Origin of the sequence: Rubrivivax sp. JA1055 (assembly GCF_020966565.1) — a bacterium.
GTDB classification, from domain to species: Bacteria; Pseudomonadota; Gammaproteobacteria; order Burkholderiales; family Burkholderiaceae_C; genus Rubrivivax; species Rubrivivax benzoatilyticus.
The window spans coordinates 1-17187 of record NZ_JAJKFP010000004.1 but is presented as its reverse complement, the minus strand read 5'-3'; the positions used below and the strand labels follow the sequence as shown (position 1 = coordinate 17187).

Sequence of the window (17187 nt, the reverse complement as noted above, 5' to 3'; positions counted from 1 at the left end):
GGTCGACGTGCCCGATCGTGCCCACGTTCACGTGCGGCTTCGTGCGTTCGAACTTACCCTTTGCCATTCTTCGTATCTCCAGAGAAAGAGCAGAACCCGTGACCGTTTAAGGTCTCGCGCCACACGCCGGCCACGGGCAGCCGGCGCCTCGAGGGCGCGAGACCGCGGGGCAGCCGCCCCGCGCCTGAGCTATCAGTTCTTGCCGCGAGCGGTGACGATCGCGTCGGCGACGTTCTTCGGAGCTTCGCTGTAGTGCTTGAACTCCATCGTGTACGTCGCACGGCCCTGCGACATCGAACGCAGCGTCGTCGAGTAGCCGAACATCTCCGACAGCGGCACCTCTGCCTTGATGATCTTGCCGCCGCCAGGCATGTCGTCCATGCCCTGCACCATGCCGCGACGGGACGACAGGTCGCCCATCACCGAGCCGGCGTAGTCTTCCGGCGTCTCGACTTCCACGGCCATCATCGGCTCGAGGATGACCGGGCTGGCCTTGCGGCAGGCTTCCTTGAAGCCGATCGACGCGGCCATCTTGAAGGCGTTTTCCGACGAGTCGACCTCGTGGTACGAGCCGAAGGTCAGCGTGACCTTGACGTCGACCACCGGGTAGCCGGCCAGCACGCCGTTGGGCAGCGTGTCTTCGACACCCTTCTGCACCGCCGGGATGTACTCGCGCGGCACGACGCCGCCCTTGATCGCGTCGACGAACTCGAAGCCCTTGCCCGGCTCGTTCGGCTCGACCGTGAAGACGACGTGACCGTACTGACCCTTGCCGCCCGACTGGCGAACGAACTTGCCCTCGACGTCGGTCGCGGTCTTGCGGATCGTCTCGCGGTACGCGACCTGCGGCTTGCCGACGTTGGCCTCGACGCCGAACTCGCGCTTCATGCGGTCGACGATGATCTCCAGGTGCAGTTCGCCCATGCCGGAGATGATGGTCTGGCCGGACTCCTCGTCGGTGCGCATGCGGAACGACGGATCCTCGGCCGCCAGGCGACCCAGCGCGATGCCCATCTTTTCCTGGTCGCTCTTGGTCTTGGGCTCGACGGCCTGCGAGATCACGGGCTCGGGGAAGACCATCTTCTCGAGCGTGATCACGCTTTCCGGATCGCACAGCGTTTCGCCGGTCGTGACGTCCTTCAGGCCCACGCAGGCGGCGATGTCGCCGGCCAGGATTTCCTTGATTTCTTCACGCTGGTTGGCGTGCATCTGCAGGATTCGGCCGATGCGCTCCTTCTTGCCGCGGATCGGGTTGTAGACCGAGTCGCCGCTCTTCAGGATGCCCGAGTAGACGCGCACGAAGGTCAGCTGGCCGACGTACGGGTCGGTCATCAGCTTGAACGCCAGCGCCGAGAACTTCTCGTTGTCGTCGGCCTTGCGCGAAGCGGGCTGCTCGTCCTCGTCCGTGCCGGTGACCGGGGGGATGTCCACCGGGGAGGGCAGGAACTCGATGACGGCGTCGAGCATGCGCTGCACGCCCTTGTTCTTGAACGCGGTGCCGCAGAGCATCGGCTGGATCTCGGTGGCGATCGTGCGCAGGCGCAGGCCGTGCTTGATCTCCTCTTCCGAGAGCTCGCCTTCCTCGAGGTACTTGTTCATCAAGTCCTCGGAGGCTTCGGCGGCGGCCTCGATCATGTTGTCGCGCCACTTCTGGCAGTCGGCAGCCAGCTCGGCCGGGATGTCCTCGTAGTTGAACTTCATCCCCTGGGACGCGTCGTCCCAGATGATGGCCTTCATCTTGAAGAGGTCCACGACACCCTTGAAGTTCTCTTCGGCGCCGATCGGCACGACGATGGGCACCGGGTTGGCCTTCAGGCGCGTCTTCATCTGGTCATAGACCTTGAAGAAGTTGGCGCCGGTGCGGTCCATCTTGTTGACGAACGCGAGGCGCGGCACCTTGTACTTGTTGGCCTGGCGCCAGACGGTCTCGGACTGCGGCTGCACGCCGCCGACCGCGCAGTACACCATGCACGCGCCGTCGAGCACGCGCATCGAGCGCTCGACTTCGATCGTGAAGTCGACGTGCCCCGGGGTGTCGATGATGTTGAAACGGTGTTCCGGGAAGGACAGGTCCATGCCCTTCCAGAAGCAGGTGGTGGCCGCGGAGGTGATCGTGATCCCGCGCTCCTGCTCCTGCTCCATCCAGTCCATCGTCGCGGCGCCGTCGTGCACCTCGCCGATCTTGTGGTTCACACCCGTGTAGAACAGGATGCGCTCGGTCGTGGTGGTCTTGCCGGCATCGATGTGCGCCGAAATACCGATGTTGCGGTAGCGCTCGATGGGGGTCTTGCGGGCCATGATCAAATCTCCAAATGCAGGGCCGCCTGGGGGCTGCGCTCAGCCCGCCAAGGCGGCCGTCAGGCGGGGGGTCAGAAGCGGAAGTGCGAGAACGCCTTGTTCGCTTCGGCCATGCGGTGGACTTCGTCGCGCTTCTTCATCGCGCCGCCACGGCCTTCGGCCGCTTCCAGCAGTTCGTTGGCCAGACGCGCGGCCATCGACTTCTCACCGCGCTTGCGCGCCGATTCCTTCAGCCAGCGCATGGCCAGGGCCTGCCGGCGGACGGGGCGAACTTCCACGGGAACTTGGTAGTTCGCACCGCCGACGCGGCGGGACTTCACTTCGACCATCGGCTTGATGTTGTTCAGCGCGACGAGGAAGACTTCCAGCGGATCCTTGCCGGCCTTCTTCTCGACCTGGTCGAGGGCGCCGTAGATGATGCGCTCGGCGACGGCCTTCTTGCCCGATTCCATGATGACGTTCATGAACTTGGACAGGTCGACGGAGCCGAACTTCGGATCCGGCAGGATTTCGCGCTTGGGGACTTCGCGACGACGTGGCATGGGACTCTTCCTTTTTCGATTCAGTTGGCGCCGGCTCTTCGCCCGCACCGCGAAGGGTCATCGAGGCCCTTCACTTACTCGACCCGCGTAGCGGCGGGCCTTCCGCTTGGCCACCCCTCGGGGCGGCACCGCCTGATCAGGCCTTCTTCGGACGCTTGGCGCCGTACTTCGAGCGCGACTGCTTGCGATCCTTGACGCCTTGCAGGTCGAGCGAGCCGCGCACGATGTGGTAGCGCACGCCCGGCAGATCCTTCACACGGCCGCCGCGCACGAGCACGACGCTGTGTTCCTGCAGGTTGTGGCCTTCACCGCCGATGTACGAGATGACCTCGAAACCGTTGGTCAGGCGCACCTTGGCGACCTTACGAAGCGCCGAGTTCGGCTTCTTCGGGGTGGTGGTGTAAACGCGAGTGCAGACGCCACGACGTTGCGGGCAGTTCTGCATCGCAGGGGACTTGCTCTTCGTCACTTCGGCCTGGCGGCCTTGGCGAACGAGCTGGTTGATGGTGGGCATAGGTAACTTGTTCCCGTTTGAAGCTACACGTTCTTTTCGGGAAACCGCCCCGCCACAAAGGCGTCGCGCCAAAGCCCGGGCGCCCCATGGGACCCCGGGCTGACGCCGCTGCCCGATGCGCTTCAGCCTTGCGGGCTGCAGCTCGGGCAAGAGGCAAAGTCTGCCGAAAAGCCTTCCATTATAGTCAGCGGTTTCGGTCAGGGGCAAGCAAGCACCATGGATGAAGTCGCGCAGGGTGCGGCAGCCGTCGTTCTGGACACGAACGTGGTGCTCGACTGGCTGGTCTTCGACGACCCCGCGACCCGGCCGCTGGCCGCCGCTCTCGAGGCCGGCCGGCTGCGCTGGATCGCCACCGGGCCGATGCTCGACGAGCTGCTGCACGTCCTGCAGCGCCCGGAACTCGATCGCTGGCGCCCGGCCTGCGATGCCGCGCGCGAGCACGTCGCCGCCGCCGGCTGCCGCGTCGAGATGCCGCCCGCACGCGGGCGGGCGCCGATCTGCCGCGACCCGGCCGACCAGATGTTCATCGACCTGGCGCTCGCCTGGGGTGCACCGTGGCTGCTGACGCGCGACAAGGCGCTGCTGCAGCTCGCGCGCGCGGCGCGCGGCGCCGGCACCACGGTGTGCACGCCGGCGCGCTGGACGCCGCCGTCCTGAGCACGAGGCCGCCCGCCATCACCCGATCCTTGGCGAACGGACAAAGAAAAAGGGCAGCCGAAGCTGCCCTTTGACGCTGGAGGCGCCGCCGATCACTCGGCCGCGTTGTCCCCCGCCTCGCTGGCCGCATCGACGCCGGCCAGTTGCACCGCGGCCAGTTCCTCGGCCTCCTGCAGCGCGATCGCACGACGCTCGCTCTCGTCCATCGCCTCCTTGGCGCGACGCGCGGCGTGGAACGCCATGCCGGTGCCCGCCGGGATCAGGCGGCCGACGATGACGTTCTCCTTCAGGCCGCGCAGTTCGTCGCGCTTGCCCATGATCGCCGCCTCGGTCAGCACGCGGGTGGTCTCCTGGAAGGAGGCCGCGGAGATGAACGAGTCGGTCGACAGGCTGGCCTTCGTGATACCGAGCAACACGTCGGCGTGCGTCGCCGGGATCTTGCCCTCGGCGCGCATGCGGTCGTTGGTGTCCAGCAGCGCCGAACGCTCGACCTGCTCGCCGGCGATGTAGCCGGTGTCGCCCGGGTTGACGATCTGCACGCGACGCAGCATCTGGCGAACGATCACCTCGATGTGCTTGTCGTTGATCTTCACGCCCTGCAGACGGTAGACGTCCTGGACCTCGTCGACGATGTAGCGCGCCAGCTCCTCGATGCCCAGCAGGCGCAGGATGTCCTGCGGATCCGCCGCGCCGTCGACGATCAGCTCGCCCCGGTTCACGACCTGGCCTTCGTGCACCAGGATGTTCTTTTCCTTGGGCACCAGCTCTTCGTAGACCTTGCCGTCCGGATCGGTGATCTGCAGGCGAACCTTGCCCTTGGTCTCCTTGCCGAACGACACCGTGCCGGTGATCTCGGCCAGCGTGCCGACGTCCTTCGGCGAGCGGGCTTCGAACAGCTCGGCCACACGCGGCAGACCGCCGGTGATGTCGCGGGTCTTCTGGCCTTCCATCGGGATGCGCGCCAGCACCTCGCCCGGCATCAGGTCCTGACCGTCGCGCACCTGGATCAGCGCGCCGACCGGGAAGCCGATCGTCACCGCGTGGTCGGTGCCCGGGATCTTGACCTCGACGCCCTGCGCGTCCAGCAGCTTGACCTGCGGGCGCACGACCTTGGCCGCGCCGCGGCGCTTCGGGTCGATGACGACCAGCGTCGACAGACCGGTGACCTCGTCGACCTGCTTGGCGACGGTGACGCCTTCCTCGACGTTCTCGAAGCGCGCCTTGCCGGCGAATTCGGTGATGATCGGGCGGGTCAGCGGGTCCCAGTTGGCCAGCACGGTGCCGGCCTTGACCTGCTGGTCGGGCTTGACGTTGAGCGTCGCGCCGTACGGCAGCTTGTGACGCTCGCGCTCGCGGCCGTGCGGGTCGGCGATGATGATCTCGCCCGAACGCGCGATGACGACGAGCTCGCCCTTGCCGTTCGTGACGTAGCGCATCGTGCTGTTGAAGCCGATGATGCCGTCGGACTTGGCCTCGACGCTCGACGCGACCGCCGCGCGCGACGCCGCACCGCCGATGTGGAAGGTCCGCATCGTCAGCTGCGTGCCCGGCTCGCCGATCGACTGGGCGGCGATGACACCGACCGCCTCGCCGACGTTGACCAGGCCGCCGCGGCCCAGGTCGCGGCCGTAGCACTTGGCGCACAGGCCGAAGCGCGTGCCGCAGGTCAGCGGCGTGCGCACCTTGACCTCGTCGACGCCGGCGGCCTCGAGCTTGTCGAGCGCGTCCTCGTCGAGCATCTCGCCGGCGCCCATCAGCGTTTCCTGCGTCTCGAGGTGCAGGACCTCGGTCGCGGTGACGCGGCCGAGCACGCGGTCGCGCAGCGACTCGATGACTTCACCGCCCTCGACCAGGGCACGCATGGCCAGGCCGTTCTGGGTGCCGCAATCGTCCTCGGTGACGACCAGATCCTGGGTCACGTCGACCAGACGGCGCGTCAGGTAACCCGAGTTCGCGGTCTTCAGCGCCGTGTCCGCCAGGCCCTTGCGGGCACCGTGGGTGGAGATGAAGTACTGCAGAACGTTCAGGCCTTCGCGGAAGTTCGCCGTGATCGGCGTCTCGATGATCGAGCCGTCCGGCTTGGCCATCAGGCCGCGCATGCCGGCGAGCTGGCGGATCTGCGCCGCGGAGCCCCGCGCCCCGGAGTCGGCCATCATGTAGATGGAGTTGAACGACTCCTGGTCGACTTCCTTGCCGTTGCGGTCGATGGTCTTCTGCTTGGACAGCTGCGACATCATGACCTTGCCGACCTCGTCGCCGGTCTTGCCCCAGATGTCGACCACCTTGTTGTAGCGCTCGCCGGCGGTCACGAGACCCGAGACGTACTGCTGCTCGATCTCCTTGACCTCCTTCTCGGCACGGGCGATGAGCTCGTGCTTCTGCGGCGGCACCAGCATGTCGTCGATGGCGATCGAGATGCCGGCGCGCGTCGCGAGGCGGAAGCCGCTTTGCAGCAGCTTGTCGGCGAAGACCACCGTCTCCTTCAGGCCGCACTTGCGGAAGCTGACGTTGATGAGACGCGAGATCTCCTTCTTCTTCAGCGCCTTGTTCAGGTTCGAGAACGGCAGGCCCTTGGGCAGGATCTGCGACAGCAGCGCACGGCCGACGGTGGTCTCGACGAGCTTGGTCTCGGGCACGAACTCGCCCGTGACCTTGTCCTTGAGCCACTCGGTCAGGCGGACGTTGATCTTGGCGGTGATCTCGACGACGCCGTTGTCCAGCGCGCGCTGCAGCTCCATCAGGTCGGCGAAGACCATGCCTTCGCCCTTGCCGTTGATGCGCTCGCGGGTGGCGTAGTACAGGCCCAGCACCACGTCCTGCGACGGCACGATCGACGGTTCGCCGTTGGCCGGGAACAGCACGTTGTTGGAGGCCAGCATCAGCGTGCGGGCTTCCATCTGCGCTTCGATCGACAGCGGCACGTGCACGGCCATCTGGTCACCGTCGAAGTCGGCGTTGAACGCCGAGCAGACCAGCGGGTGCAGCTGGATCGCCTTGCCTTCGATGAGCACCGGCTCGAACGCCTGGATGCCCAGGCGGTGCAGCGTCGGCGCGCGGTTCAGCAGGACCGGGTGCTCCTTGATGACCTCTTCCAGGATGTCCCACACCACCGGCGTGCCGGCTTCGACTTCCTTCTTGGCGGCCTTGATCGTCGTGGCGATGCCCATCGCCTCGAGGCGGCTGAAGATGAACGGCTTGAACAGCTCGATCGCCATCAGCTTGGGCAGGCCGCACTGGTGCAGCTTGAGCGTCGGGCCGACGACGATGACCGAACGGCCGGAGTAGTCGACGCGCTTGCCCAGCAGGTTCTGGCGGAAGCGGCCGCTCTTGCCCTTGATCATGTCGGCCAGCGACTTCAGCGCGCGCTTGTTCGCGCCGGTCATCGCCTTGCCGCGGCGGCCGTTGTCCAGCAGCGAATCGACCGCTTCCTGGAGCATCCGCTTTTCGTTGCGGACGATGATCTCAGGCGCCTTCAGCTCGAGCAGACGGGCCAGGCGGTTGTTGCGGTTGATGACGCGGCGGTACAGGTCGTTCAGGTCCGACGTCGCGAAGCGGCCGCCGTCCAGCGGCACCAGCGGGCGCAGGTCCGGCGGCAGCACCGGCAGGACCTCGAGGATCATCCAGTGCGGCTTGATGCCCGACTTCTTGAAGGCCTCCATCACCTTCAGGCGCTTGGAGTTCTTCTTGATCTTCAGCTCCGACCCGGTCATGTCGTTGCGGAGCTTGTCGATCTCGACGTCGAGGTCCATCTCCTCGAGCAGCTTCTTGATGCCCTCGGCACCCATCAGCGCGACGAACTCGTCACCGTACTCGACGCGCTTGGCCTCGTAGTCGTCCTCGCTCATGATCGAGAACTTCTTCAGCGGCGTCATGCCCGGGTCGACGACGACGTAGGCTTCGAAGTACAGCACGCGCTCGATGTCGCGCAGCGTCATGTCGAGCACCAGGCCCAGACGCGACGGCAGCGACTTCAGGAACCAGATGTGCGCGCAGGGCGCGGCCAGGTCGATGTGACCCATGCGCTCGCGGCGCACCTTGGTCTGCGTGACTTCGACGCCGCACTTCTCGCAGATCACGCCGCGGTGCTTCAGGCGCTTGTACTTGCCGCACAGGCACTCGTAGTCCTTGATCGGGCCGAAGATCTTGGCGCAGAACAGGCCGTCACGTTCGGGCTTGAACGTGCGGTAGTTGATCGTCTCGGGCTTCTTCACTTCGCCGAACGACCACGAGCGGATCTTCTCGGGGCTGGCGAGCCCGATCTTGATCGCGTCGAAGTGTTCGTCGGGCGTGAATTGCTTGAAAAGGTCGAGTAGTCCCTTCATGGGGTTCTCCTAGATCCTGGTATCGATGTGAACGGTTCGGGTCGAGCGGACGCCGCGAGGCCGGCCCGGCCGGCCCGCGGACGTCGCCCCCTGGGGGGAGGCGACCGAAGGTCGCTTCGAGGGGGTCAATCCCTCTCCAGCTCGATGTCGATACCGAGCGAACGGATTTCCTTGACCAGCACGTTGAACGATTCCGGCATGCCGGCCTCGATCGAGTGCTCACCCTTGACGATGTTCTCGTAGACCTTGGTCCGGCCGTTCACGTCGTCGGACTTCACCGTCAGCATCTCCTGCAGGATGTAGCTGGCGCCGTAGGCCTCGAGCGCCCAGACTTCCATCTCACCGAAGCGCTGGCCACCGAACTGCGCCTTGCCGCCCAGCGGCTGCTGCGTGACCAGGCTGTACGGGCCGGTCGAGCGGGCGTGCATCTTGTCGTCGACCAGGTGGTGCAGCTTCAGCACGTGCATGTAGCCGACCGTGACCGGGCGCTCGAAGGCTTCGCCGGTGCGGCCGTCGTGCAGCGTGGCCTGGGTGCGCGTGGCGGTGAGGCCCTTGCGCGCCGCCAGCTCGTCCGGGTAGGCGAGCTTGAGCATGCCGCGGATCTCCTCCTCGTGCGCGCCGTCGAACACCGGCGTCGCGAACGGCACGCCGTGCTGCAGATTCTTCGCCATCTCGACGATCTCCTCGTCGCTCAGGTCCTGCAGCGACTCGGTCTTGCCGCCGGACTTGTTGTAGAGCTCGTCGAGGAACTCGCGCAGTTCGGCGGCACGCGCCTGCTGCTGCAGCATGTCGCCGATGCGCTGGCCGATGCCCTTGCCGGCCCAGCCCAGGTGCACTTCGAGGACCTGGCCGACGTTCATCCGCGAGGGCACGCCCAGCGGGTTCAGCACGATGTCGCACGGCGTGCCGTCGGCCATGTAGGGCATGTCCTCGACCGCGACGATCTTGGACACGACACCCTTGTTGCCGTGGCGGCCGGCCATCTTGTCGCCGGGCTGCAGGCGGCGCTTGACGGCGAGGTAGACCTTCACCATCTTCAGCACGCCGGCGGGCAGCTCGTCACCCTGCGTCAGCTTCTTGCGCTTCTCTTCGAAGGCCAGATCGAAGCTGTGGCGGGTCTGCTCGAGCGAGTTCTTGATCGACTCGAGCTGGTTGGCGACCTCGTCCTCGGCCGGGCGGATGTCGAACCAGTGGTACTTCTCGACCGTCGCCAGGTAGTCCCGGGTGATGGTCGTGCCCTTGGCGATCTTCTGCGGGCCGCCGTTGGCGACCTTGCCGGCCAGCAGCTTCTCGATCCGGTCGAACGCGTCGGCCTCGACGATGCGCAGCTGGTCGTTCAGGTCCAGGCGGAAGCGCTTCAGCTCGTCGTCGATGATCTGCTGGGCGCGCTTGTCGCGCTGGATGCCTTCGCGGGTGAAGACCTGCACGTCGATGACGGTGCCGCTGGTGCCCTGGTCGACACGCAGCGAGGTGTCCTTCACGTCGGACGCCTTCTCGCCGAAGATCGCGCGCAGCAGCTTCTCTTCCGGCGTCAGCGTCGTCTCGCCCTTGGGCGTGACCTTGCCGACCAGCACGTCGCCCGGGTTGACCTCGGCGCCGATGTAGACGATGCCCGACTCGTCCAGGCGAGCCAGCTGCTGCTCGGACAGGTTCGGGATGTCGCGCGTGATTTCCTCGGAGCCCAGCTTGGTGTCGCGGGCCATCACGACCAGTTCCTCGATGTGGATCGAGGTGTAGCGGTCGTCGGCGACGACACGCTCGCTGATCAGGATCGAGTCCTCGAAGTTGTAGCCGTTCCAGGGCATGAACGCGACCAGCATGTTCTGGCCGAGCGCGAGCTCGCCCAGGTCGGTCGAGGCACCGTCGGCGACGACGTCGCCGGCGCCGACATGGTCGCCGCGGCGCACGATCGGGCGCTGGTGGATGTTCGTGTTCTGGTTCGAACGCTGGTACTTGATCAGGTTGTAGATGTCGACGCCGACTTCACCGGCCACCGTCTCGTCGTCGTTGACGCGGATGACGATGCGGTTGGTGTCGACGTAGTCCACGATGCCGCCGCGGCGGGCGGTGACCACGGTGCCCGAGTCGACCGCGGCGACGCGCTCGACACCGGTGCCGACCAGCGCCTTCTCCGGACGCAGCGTCGGCACGGCCTGGCGCTGCATGTTGGCGCCCATCAGTGCGCGGTTCGCGTCATCGTGCTCGAGGAACGGCACGAGCGAGGCCGCGACCGAGACGATCTGCGTCGGCGCCACGTCCATGTACTGCACGCGCTCCGGCGACAGCAGCACCGATTCGCCGTTCTCGCGCGCCGAGACCAGCTCGTCGATCAGGCGGCCTTCGCCGTCCAGCGTCGCGTTGGCCTGGGCGATGACGTACTTGCCTTCCTCGATGGCCGACAGGTAGTCGATCTGGTCGGTGACCTTGCCGTCGACGACGCGGCGGTACGGCGTCTCCAGGAAGCCGTACTCGTTGAGCTGCGCGTACAGCGCCAGCGAGTTGATCAGGCCGATGTTCGGGCCTTCCGGCGTTTCGATCGGGCAGACGCGGCCGTAGTGGGTCGGGTGCACGTCGCGGACTTCGAAGCCGGCGCGCTCGCGGGTCAGACCGCCCGGGCCCAGGGCCGAGACACGGCGCTTGTGCGTGATCTCGGACAGCGGGTTGGTCTGGTCCATGAACTGCGAGAGCTGGCTCGCCCCGAAGAACTCCTTGAGCGCCGCGCTGATCGGCTTGGAGTTGATCAGGTCATGCGGCATCAGGGCTTCGGTCTCGGCCTGGCCGAGGCGTTCCTTGACGGCCTTCTCGATGCGCGCGAGGCCCGAGCGGTACTGGTTCTCGGCCAGTTCGCCGACGCAGCGAACGCGGCGGTTGCCCAGGTGGTCGATGTCGTCGACTTCGCCGTTGCCGTTGCGCAGGTCGACGAGGATCTTGACGACGTCGAGGATGTCCTCGTTGGACAGCGTCATCTTGCCGTCCGGCACGTCGCGGCCCACGCGGGCGTTGAACTTCATGCGGCCGACGCGCGACAGGTCGTAGGTGTCCTCGCTGTAGAACAGGCGGTGGAACAGCGCCTCGACGGCGTCCTCGGTCGGCGGCTCGCCGGGGCGCATCATGCGGTAGATCGCCACGCGCGCGGCGAGCTGGTCGGCGGTCTCGTCAGAGGCCAGCGTCTGGCTGATGTACGCGCCCTGGTTGAGCTCGTTCGTGTACAGGCACTGGATGTCCTTGATGCCGGCCGAGCGCAGCTTCTTCAGCAGCGACTCGGTGACCTCGTCGTTGGCCTTGGCGACGATTTCACCGGTGGCCGGGTCGACCATGTTGCGCGCGATGACGCGGCCGACGAGGAAGTCCTCGGGCACGCTGACGAACGTGGTGCCGCTCTGCTCGAGCTGGCGCACGTGGCGCGCGGTGATGCGCTTGTCCTTCTCGACGATGACGGCGCCGTTCTTGTCGGTCAGGTCGAAGCGCGCGATCTCGCCCTTCAGGCGCTCCGGCACGAACTCCATCTGCGCGCCCGAGTCCATCAGGCGGAAGTTGTCGAAGACGAAGAAGTGGCTGAGGATCTGCTCGGGGTTCAGGCCGATGGCCTTGAGCAGGATCGTCACCGGCATCTTGCGGCGGCGGTCGACGCGGAAGTAGAGGATGTCCTTCGGGTCGAACTCGAAGTCCAGCCAGGAGCCGCGGTAGGGGATGATGCGGGCGCTGAACAGCAGCTTGCCCGAGCTGTGCGTCTTGCCCTTGTCGTGCTCGAAGAACACGCCCGGCGAACGGTGCAGCTGGCTGACGATGACACGCTCGGTGCCGTTGACGATGAAGGAGCCGTAGTCGGTCATCAGGGGCACTTCGCCCATGTAGACCTCCTGCTCCTTGATCTCCTTGACGACCTTGGCCGGATGCGACTCACGGTCGTAGATGATCATCTGCAGCTTCGCGCGCACGGCGGCAGCGAAGGTCAGGCCCCGCTGCTGGCACTCGCGCACGTCGAACGGCGGCTTCGCGATGTTGTACTCGAGGAACTTCATCTCCACGAAGCCGTTGTGGGAGACGATCGGGAAGGCCGAAAGGAAGGCGGCCTGCAGGCCCTCGGGCTTGCGCTGCTGAGGCGGAACGTCCTTTTGCAGGAAGGCGACGTAGGAGTCGCTCTGCATCGTCAGCAGATAGGGGACCTTGAGCACGCTCTCGCGCTTGCCGAAGCTCTTGCGGATGCGCTTGCGCTCGGTGAACGTGTAGGGGGTTGCTTGCGCCATTGAACTCTCCGTGTCGACCATGCCGCCCTGGCCTTGGGCGGCATTTCGTCGGCGACTGGCTGCCCGGACATTGCGCACCGAGCCGAGGCGTGTGAGTCCTCGGGGGCGGCGCCGGTGGCGGCCCCAGGGCGGGGCGGCGTGTCGGCGGCGGCGGCGTGTCCGAGGCTTGGTGGCAGGCCACTACCTGCCGCTGGCGGACAACCCCGGCGTTGCACCGGAGTCCGACCAAACCCGTTCCCTGCAGTCGGATCAGAGAACACTTGCAAGCGCCCGTGCCGGGCTCTTGCAGGTGTTCCCGGGCACGGGGCCCGGAACACCGATCCGAAACGACCGGAGGCCGGCAAAAGCCGACCCCGCGGTCTGTCCGAATTACTTCAGCTCGGCCTTGGCGCCGGCTTCGACCAGCTTCTTGACGGCGGCTTCGGCATCGGCCTTGGCGATGGCTTCCTTGACGTTCTTCGGAGCGCCGTCGACCAGGTCCTTGGCTTCCTTCAGGCCCAGGCCCGTCAGTTCGCGCACGGCCTTGATGACCGAGACCTTGTTCGCGCCGGCTTCGAGCAGCACGACGTTGAATTCGGTCTTCTCTTCGGCCGGGGCGGCAGCGGCGCCGGCACCGCCGGCGGCCGGGGCGGCCATGGCGGCGGCGGACACGCCGAACTTCTCCTCGATGGCCTTGACCAGGTCATTGAGTTCCATGACGGTCATGCTGTCCATCGCAGCCAGGAAAGCGTCTTTGTCGAATGCCATTTCAGGTTCCTCGAAATCAGTAAAAGTTCAATGAATCGGATGCGTCAGGCCGCCGGGGCCTCGGCGGGCGCCTCGGCGCCGCCCTTCTTCTCGGCGACGGCGGCGATCACGCCGGCCATGCGCTGGATCGGCGACTTCAGCAGGCCCGCCACTTGGGCGATCAGCACTTCGCGGCTCGGGATCGAGGCCAGGGCCTTGATACCGTTGGCGTCGAGCGCCTTGCCGGCGTACGCGCCGCCCTTGAGGACGAGCTTGTCGTTGCCCTTGGCGAAGTCAGCGATGACTTTCGCGGCGGCGACGGCATCCTCGGAAAAGCCGTAGATCAGCGGACCGACCATCGCGTCCGAGGCCACTTCGAACGGCGTGCCGGCGACGGCGCGACGGGCCAGCGTGTTCTTCAGCACGTGAAGGTAAACGCCGTTGTCGCGCGCCTGACGGCGCAGCTTGTCGAGGTGAGCCACGGTGAGGCCGCGATACTCGGCCAGCGCGAGCGTCTGCGAGCGTGCGGCTTGCGCCGACACGCCGTCGACGACGGCTGCCTTCTCGTTGCGATTGAGACTCAAGGTCTGTTCCTCACACATCATGTGCCGGGTCTTGCGACCACGGCACGCCTGGAATCAGCGACCTTCTGTTTCGGGAACCCCCGGCAACTTCCCGGGGAAACCTTCAGCAGCGGGACCGCCATCTGCGCTGGCCGTCGTCAGCCTTTGCGGGCTGCCGCGCGATTAAGAAGCCCGGAGGCTTCACCAGCGGTCTTGGATGACCTGCCCGACCTCGCGGCCGGACAGCCCACCAAATCGAGAAGCCGCACGCCAGACTGGAGCGTGCGGCCTCGTGTCATGTTCAGGCCTGGGCGGCGATCGACTGGGTGTCGACGCGAACGCCGATGCCCATCGTCGAGGACACGGCGACCTTGCGCAGGTACACGCCCTTGCTCGACGCCGGCTTGGCCTTGTTCAGGGCATCGATCAGCGCGCGCAGGTTGTCGGTCAGGCGCTCCGACTCGAACGAACGGCGGCCGATCGTCGCGTGGATGATGCCGGCCTTGTCGACGCGGAACTGGACCTGGCCGGCCTTGGCATTGCGCACGGCCTGGGCGACGTCCGGGGTCACGGTGCCGACCTTCGGGTTCGGCATCAGGCCGCGCGGGCCGAGGATCTGACCCAGCGTACCGACGATGCGCATCGTGTCCGGCGAGGCGATCACGACGTCGAAGTTCAGGTTGCCGGCCTTGATCTCGGCGGCCAGGTCGTCCATGCCGACGATGTCGGCACCGGCGGCCTTGGCTTCCTCGGCCTTGGCGCCCTGGGCGAAGACGGCGACACGCTTGGTCTTGCCGGTGCCCGCAGGCATCACGACCGCGCCGCGAACGACCTGGTCGGACTTCTTGGCGTCGACGCCGAGCTGCACGGCCACGTCGATCGACTCGTCGAACTTGGCGGTGGCGCACTCCTTGACCAGCGCCAGCGCGTCGGTCAGCGGGTACAGCTTGGTGCTTTCGACCTTGCCCTGCAGGGCCTTGGCTTTCTTGGTGAGCTTGGCCATGGCGTCAGACCCCTTCAACAATGAGACCCATCGAGCGGGCCGAACCGGCGATGGTCTTCACCGCGGCGTCCATGTCGGCGGCGGTGAGGTCCTTCATCTTGGTCTTGGCGATTTCCTCGAGCTGGGCGCGCGTGACCTTGCCGACCTTCTCCAGGTGGGCGCGGCCGGAACCCTTCTCGATCTTGGCCGCCTTCTTCAGCAGCACGGTCGCCGGGGGCGACTTCAGGATGAAGGTGAAGGACTTGTCAGCGTAGGCCGTGATCACGACCGGCAGCTTCAGGCCCGGTTCGTAGCTCTGCGTCTGGGCGTTGAACGCCTTGCAGAACTCCATGATGTTCAGGCCGCGCTGACCGAGCGCGGGGCCGATCGGGGGCGAGGGGTTGGCCTTGCCGGCCGGGACTTGCAGCTTGATGAAGCCGACGATCTTCTTTGCCATGATGGCTCCTAACCGAGTTCTAGCGCTGGGGGTGCCAGCTCCTCGTCATACAACCCTGCTTGCTGCAGGCACCCGGGGTTGCAGGCGGGCGCCCTGGAATCTTGGCGCGGCGAGCCGCACCGAAGGCCGGTCAGACCTTCTCGACCTGGGAGAAGTCGAGTTCGACGCCGGTGGCACGACCGAAGATCGTGACCGACACCTTGACCTTGCTCTTCTCGTAGTTGACTTCCTCGACGGCGCCGTTGAAGTCGGTGAAGGGGCCTTCCTTGACGCGGACCATCTCGCCGACCGTCCACTCGACCTTGGGCCGGGGCTTGTCGACGCCTTCCTGCATCTGGTTGACGATCTTCATCACCTCGGCTTCGGAGATCGGGGCCGGGCGGTTGCGCGCGCCGCCGACGAAGCCGGTGACCTTGCTCGTGTGCTTGACCAGGTGCCAGGTGTCGTCGGCCATTTCCATCTCGACGAGCACGTAGCCCGGGAAGAAACGGCGCTCGGTGACGGCCTTCTTGCCGTTCTTGAGCTCGACGACCTCTTCGGTCGGGACCAGGATGCGGCCGAACTTGTCCTGCATGCCGGCGCGGTCGATGCGCTCGCGCAGGTTGCGTTCGACGGCCTTCTCCATGCCCGAATAGGCATGCACGACGTACCAGCGCTTGTTGCTGGGCGCGACGGCAGTCTCGGGGGTGGGGGTGGCTTGCGGTTCCGTCATCGTGTTCGCCTCAGCGCTTCCAGCCCAGGATCAGGTCGTACAACACCCACTCCAGCGTCTTGTCGGTCAGGAACATGAAGAGCGCCATCGTGACGACGAAGGCGAGCACGTAGAGCGTCATCTGGCCCGCTTCCTTGCGGGTCGGCCAGACGACCTTCTTCACTTCCTTGACCGACTCGCGGCCGAAGCCGATCAGCTGGCGGCCCGTTTCGGCGGTGAAGAAGACCCCCACGGCCCCGGCCACGAGGACCAGCAGCGCGATCACGCGCTGCCACAGGTCGCGCTGACCGAGCACGTAGAACACGACGACACCAGCCACGAGCAGGATCGCCGCGACGGCCAGCTTGGCTTTGTCGGCGCCCGTGGAGACGGTTTCGACTTGGGGTTGGGTGGACATGGGCTAGAGGTTACTTTGCCGCCATCAGCAGCAAAGCCCGCCGGGCTTTTCAGCGCCCGCGGGCTGGTGTCTTGGGCACCCGAGGAGTCGGGTGGCAGGGGCAGAGGGGATCGAACCCCCGACCTTCGGTTTTGGAGACCGACGCTCTGCCAGTTGAGCTATGCCCCTGCGTAAAACCTTGACAGATTACTCGATGATCTTCGCGACGACGCCGGCGCCGACGGTGCGACCACCTTCACGGATGGCGAAGCGCAGGCCTTCTTCCATCGCGATCGGGGCGATCAGCTTCACCGTGATCGACACGTTGTCGCCCGGCATCACCATTTCCTTGTCCTTCGGCAGCTCCACCGCGCCCGTCACGTCCGTCGTGCGGAAGTAGAACTGCGGGCGGTAGTTGTTGAAGAACGGCGTGTGACGGCCGCCTTCTTCCTTGCTCAGAACGTAGATCTCGGCCGTGAAGTGCGTGTGCGGCTTCACCGAACCCGGCTTGCACAGCACCTGGCCGCGCTCGACTTCTTCACGCTTCGTGCCACGCAGCAGGATGCCGACGTTGTCACCAGCCTGGCCTTGATCCAGCAGCTTGCGGAACATTTCCACGCCCGTGCAGGTCGTCTTGACGGTCGGACGGATGCCGACGATCTCGATTTCCTCGCCGACCTTGATCACGCCGCGTTCGACACGGCCCGTCACCACGGTGCCGCGACCCGAGATCGAGAACACGTCTTCCACCGGCATCAGGAACGTGCCGTCCACCGCGCGCTCCGGCGTCG

At 66.1% G+C, this 17187-nt stretch carries 13 protein-coding genes, 1 tRNA gene and 1 pseudogene; 1 reads left to right on the top strand and 14 read right to left on the bottom strand.

Annotated features, from left to right (window positions below; genetic code table 11):
- From LOC65_RS06695 to rpsL, 4 genes and pseudogenes are all read right to left on the bottom strand, one after another.
- A pseudogene (locus tag LOC65_RS06695) lies at positions 1-67 on the bottom strand (elongation factor Tu); the annotation flags it as partial.
- Positions 68-192: 125 nt separating this feature from the next.
- Complete coding sequence (gene fusA, locus LOC65_RS06690; protein ID WP_009855879.1) at positions 193-2298, bottom strand: elongation factor G; 2106 nt, start codon at positions 2296-2298, stop codon at positions 193-195.
- A gap of 71 nt (positions 2299-2369) precedes the next feature.
- Entirely contained in the window at positions 2370-2840 is a 471-nt protein-coding gene (gene rpsG, locus LOC65_RS06685) for a 30S ribosomal protein S7 (RefSeq protein ID WP_009855880.1), read from the bottom strand.
- Between the two features lie 136 nt (positions 2841-2976).
- Positions 2977-3354: a 30S ribosomal protein S12 gene (rpsL, locus tag LOC65_RS06680; protein WP_009855881.1), complete on the bottom strand. Its 378-nt coding sequence runs from the start codon at positions 3352-3354 to the stop codon at positions 2977-2979.
- 216 nt (positions 3355-3570) lie between these two features.
- On the opposite strand from rpsL, the gene LOC65_RS06675 reads away from it, so the two are divergent.
- Positions 3571-4011, top strand: a complete 441-nt coding sequence (locus LOC65_RS06675) for a putative toxin-antitoxin system toxin component, PIN family (protein WP_164962547.1) — start codon at positions 3571-3573, stop codon at positions 4009-4011.
- Positions 4012-4103: 92 nt separating this feature from the next.
- Here LOC65_RS06675 and rpoC read toward each other — a convergent pair whose 3' ends face one another.
- From rpoC to LOC65_RS06625, 10 genes are all read right to left on the bottom strand, one after another.
- Complete coding sequence (gene rpoC / locus LOC65_RS06670; protein WP_230247004.1) at positions 4104-8333, bottom strand: DNA-directed RNA polymerase subunit beta'; 4230 nt, start codon at positions 8331-8333, stop codon at positions 4104-4106.
- 125 nt (positions 8334-8458) lie between these two features.
- On the bottom strand, positions 8459-12580 hold the full coding sequence (rpoB, locus tag LOC65_RS06665; protein ID WP_230247003.1) for a DNA-directed RNA polymerase subunit beta: 4122 nt from the start codon (positions 12578-12580) through the stop codon (positions 8459-8461).
- Between the two features lie 369 nt (positions 12581-12949).
- Positions 12950-13327 carry a 50S ribosomal protein L7/L12 gene (rplL, locus tag LOC65_RS06660; protein WP_009855885.1) on the bottom strand — a complete coding sequence of 126 codons (378 nt, stop codon included), beginning with the start codon at positions 13325-13327 and terminating at the stop codon, positions 12950-12952.
- Positions 13328-13371: 44 nt separating this feature from the next.
- Positions 13372-13890 (bottom strand): 50S ribosomal protein L10, encoded by a 519-nt coding sequence (gene rplJ, locus LOC65_RS06655; RefSeq protein ID WP_009855886.1) that lies wholly within the window; start codon positions 13888-13890, stop codon positions 13372-13374.
- Between the two features lie 280 nt (positions 13891-14170).
- Positions 14171-14872: a 50S ribosomal protein L1 gene (gene rplA, locus LOC65_RS06650; protein WP_230247002.1), complete on the bottom strand. Its 702-nt coding sequence runs from the start codon at positions 14870-14872 to the stop codon at positions 14171-14173.
- Between the two features lie 4 nt (positions 14873-14876).
- Positions 14877-15308, bottom strand: a complete 432-nt coding sequence (rplK, locus tag LOC65_RS06645; RefSeq protein ID WP_009855888.1) for a 50S ribosomal protein L11 — start codon at positions 15306-15308, stop codon at positions 14877-14879.
- A gap of 130 nt (positions 15309-15438) precedes the next feature.
- Positions 15439-16020: a transcription termination/antitermination protein NusG gene (gene nusG, locus LOC65_RS06640; protein ID WP_009855889.1), complete on the bottom strand. Its 582-nt coding sequence runs from the start codon at positions 16018-16020 to the stop codon at positions 15439-15441.
- 10 nt (positions 16021-16030) lie between these two features.
- Entirely contained in the window at positions 16031-16417 is a 387-nt protein-coding gene (secE, locus tag LOC65_RS06635) for a preprotein translocase subunit SecE (protein WP_230247001.1), read from the bottom strand.
- A gap of 92 nt (positions 16418-16509) precedes the next feature.
- Positions 16510-16585, bottom strand: a tRNA-Trp gene (locus tag LOC65_RS06630).
- Between the two features lie 18 nt (positions 16586-16603).
- A partial coding sequence (locus LOC65_RS06625) for an EF-Tu/IF-2/RF-3 family GTPase (protein ID WP_255719017.1) occupies positions 16604-17187 on the bottom strand: 584 nt, incomplete at its 5' end.

Bases quoted from the DNA above. Each gene is read 5' to 3' on its own strand.
- fusA (WP_009855879.1), bottom strand. From the start codon at position 2,298: ATGGCCCGCAAGACCCCCATCGAGCGCTACCGCAACATCGGTATTTCG.
- secE (WP_230247001.1), bottom strand. From the start codon at position 16,417: ATGTCCACCCAACCCCAAGTCGAAACCGTCTCCACGGGCGCCGACAAA.
- rpoB (WP_230247003.1), bottom strand. From the start codon at position 12,580: ATGGCGCAAGCAACCCCCTACACGTTCACCGAGCGCAAGCGCATCCGC.
- nusG (WP_009855889.1), bottom strand. From the start codon at position 16,020: ATGACGGAACCGCAAGCCACCCCCACCCCCGAGACTGCCGTCGCGCCC.
- LOC65_RS06675 (WP_164962547.1), top strand. From the start codon at position 3,571: ATGGATGAAGTCGCGCAGGGTGCGGCAGCCGTCGTTCTGGACACGAAC.
- rpsL (WP_009855881.1), bottom strand. From the start codon at position 3,354: ATGCCCACCATCAACCAGCTCGTTCGCCAAGGCCGCCAGGCCGAAGTG.
- rplA (WP_230247002.1), bottom strand. From the start codon at position 14,872: ATGGCCAAGCTCACCAAGAAAGCCAAGGCCCTGCAGGGCAAGGTCGAA.
- rplK (WP_009855888.1), bottom strand. From the start codon at position 15,308: ATGGCAAAGAAGATCGTCGGCTTCATCAAGCTGCAAGTCCCGGCCGGC.
- rplL (WP_009855885.1), bottom strand. From the start codon at position 13,327: ATGGCATTCGACAAAGACGCTTTCCTGGCTGCGATGGACAGCATGACC.
- rpsG (WP_009855880.1), bottom strand. From the start codon at position 2,840: ATGCCACGTCGTCGCGAAGTCCCCAAGCGCGAAATCCTGCCGGATCCG.
- rpoC (WP_230247004.1), bottom strand. From the start codon at position 8,333: ATGAAGGGACTACTCGACCTTTTCAAGCAATTCACGCCCGACGAACAC.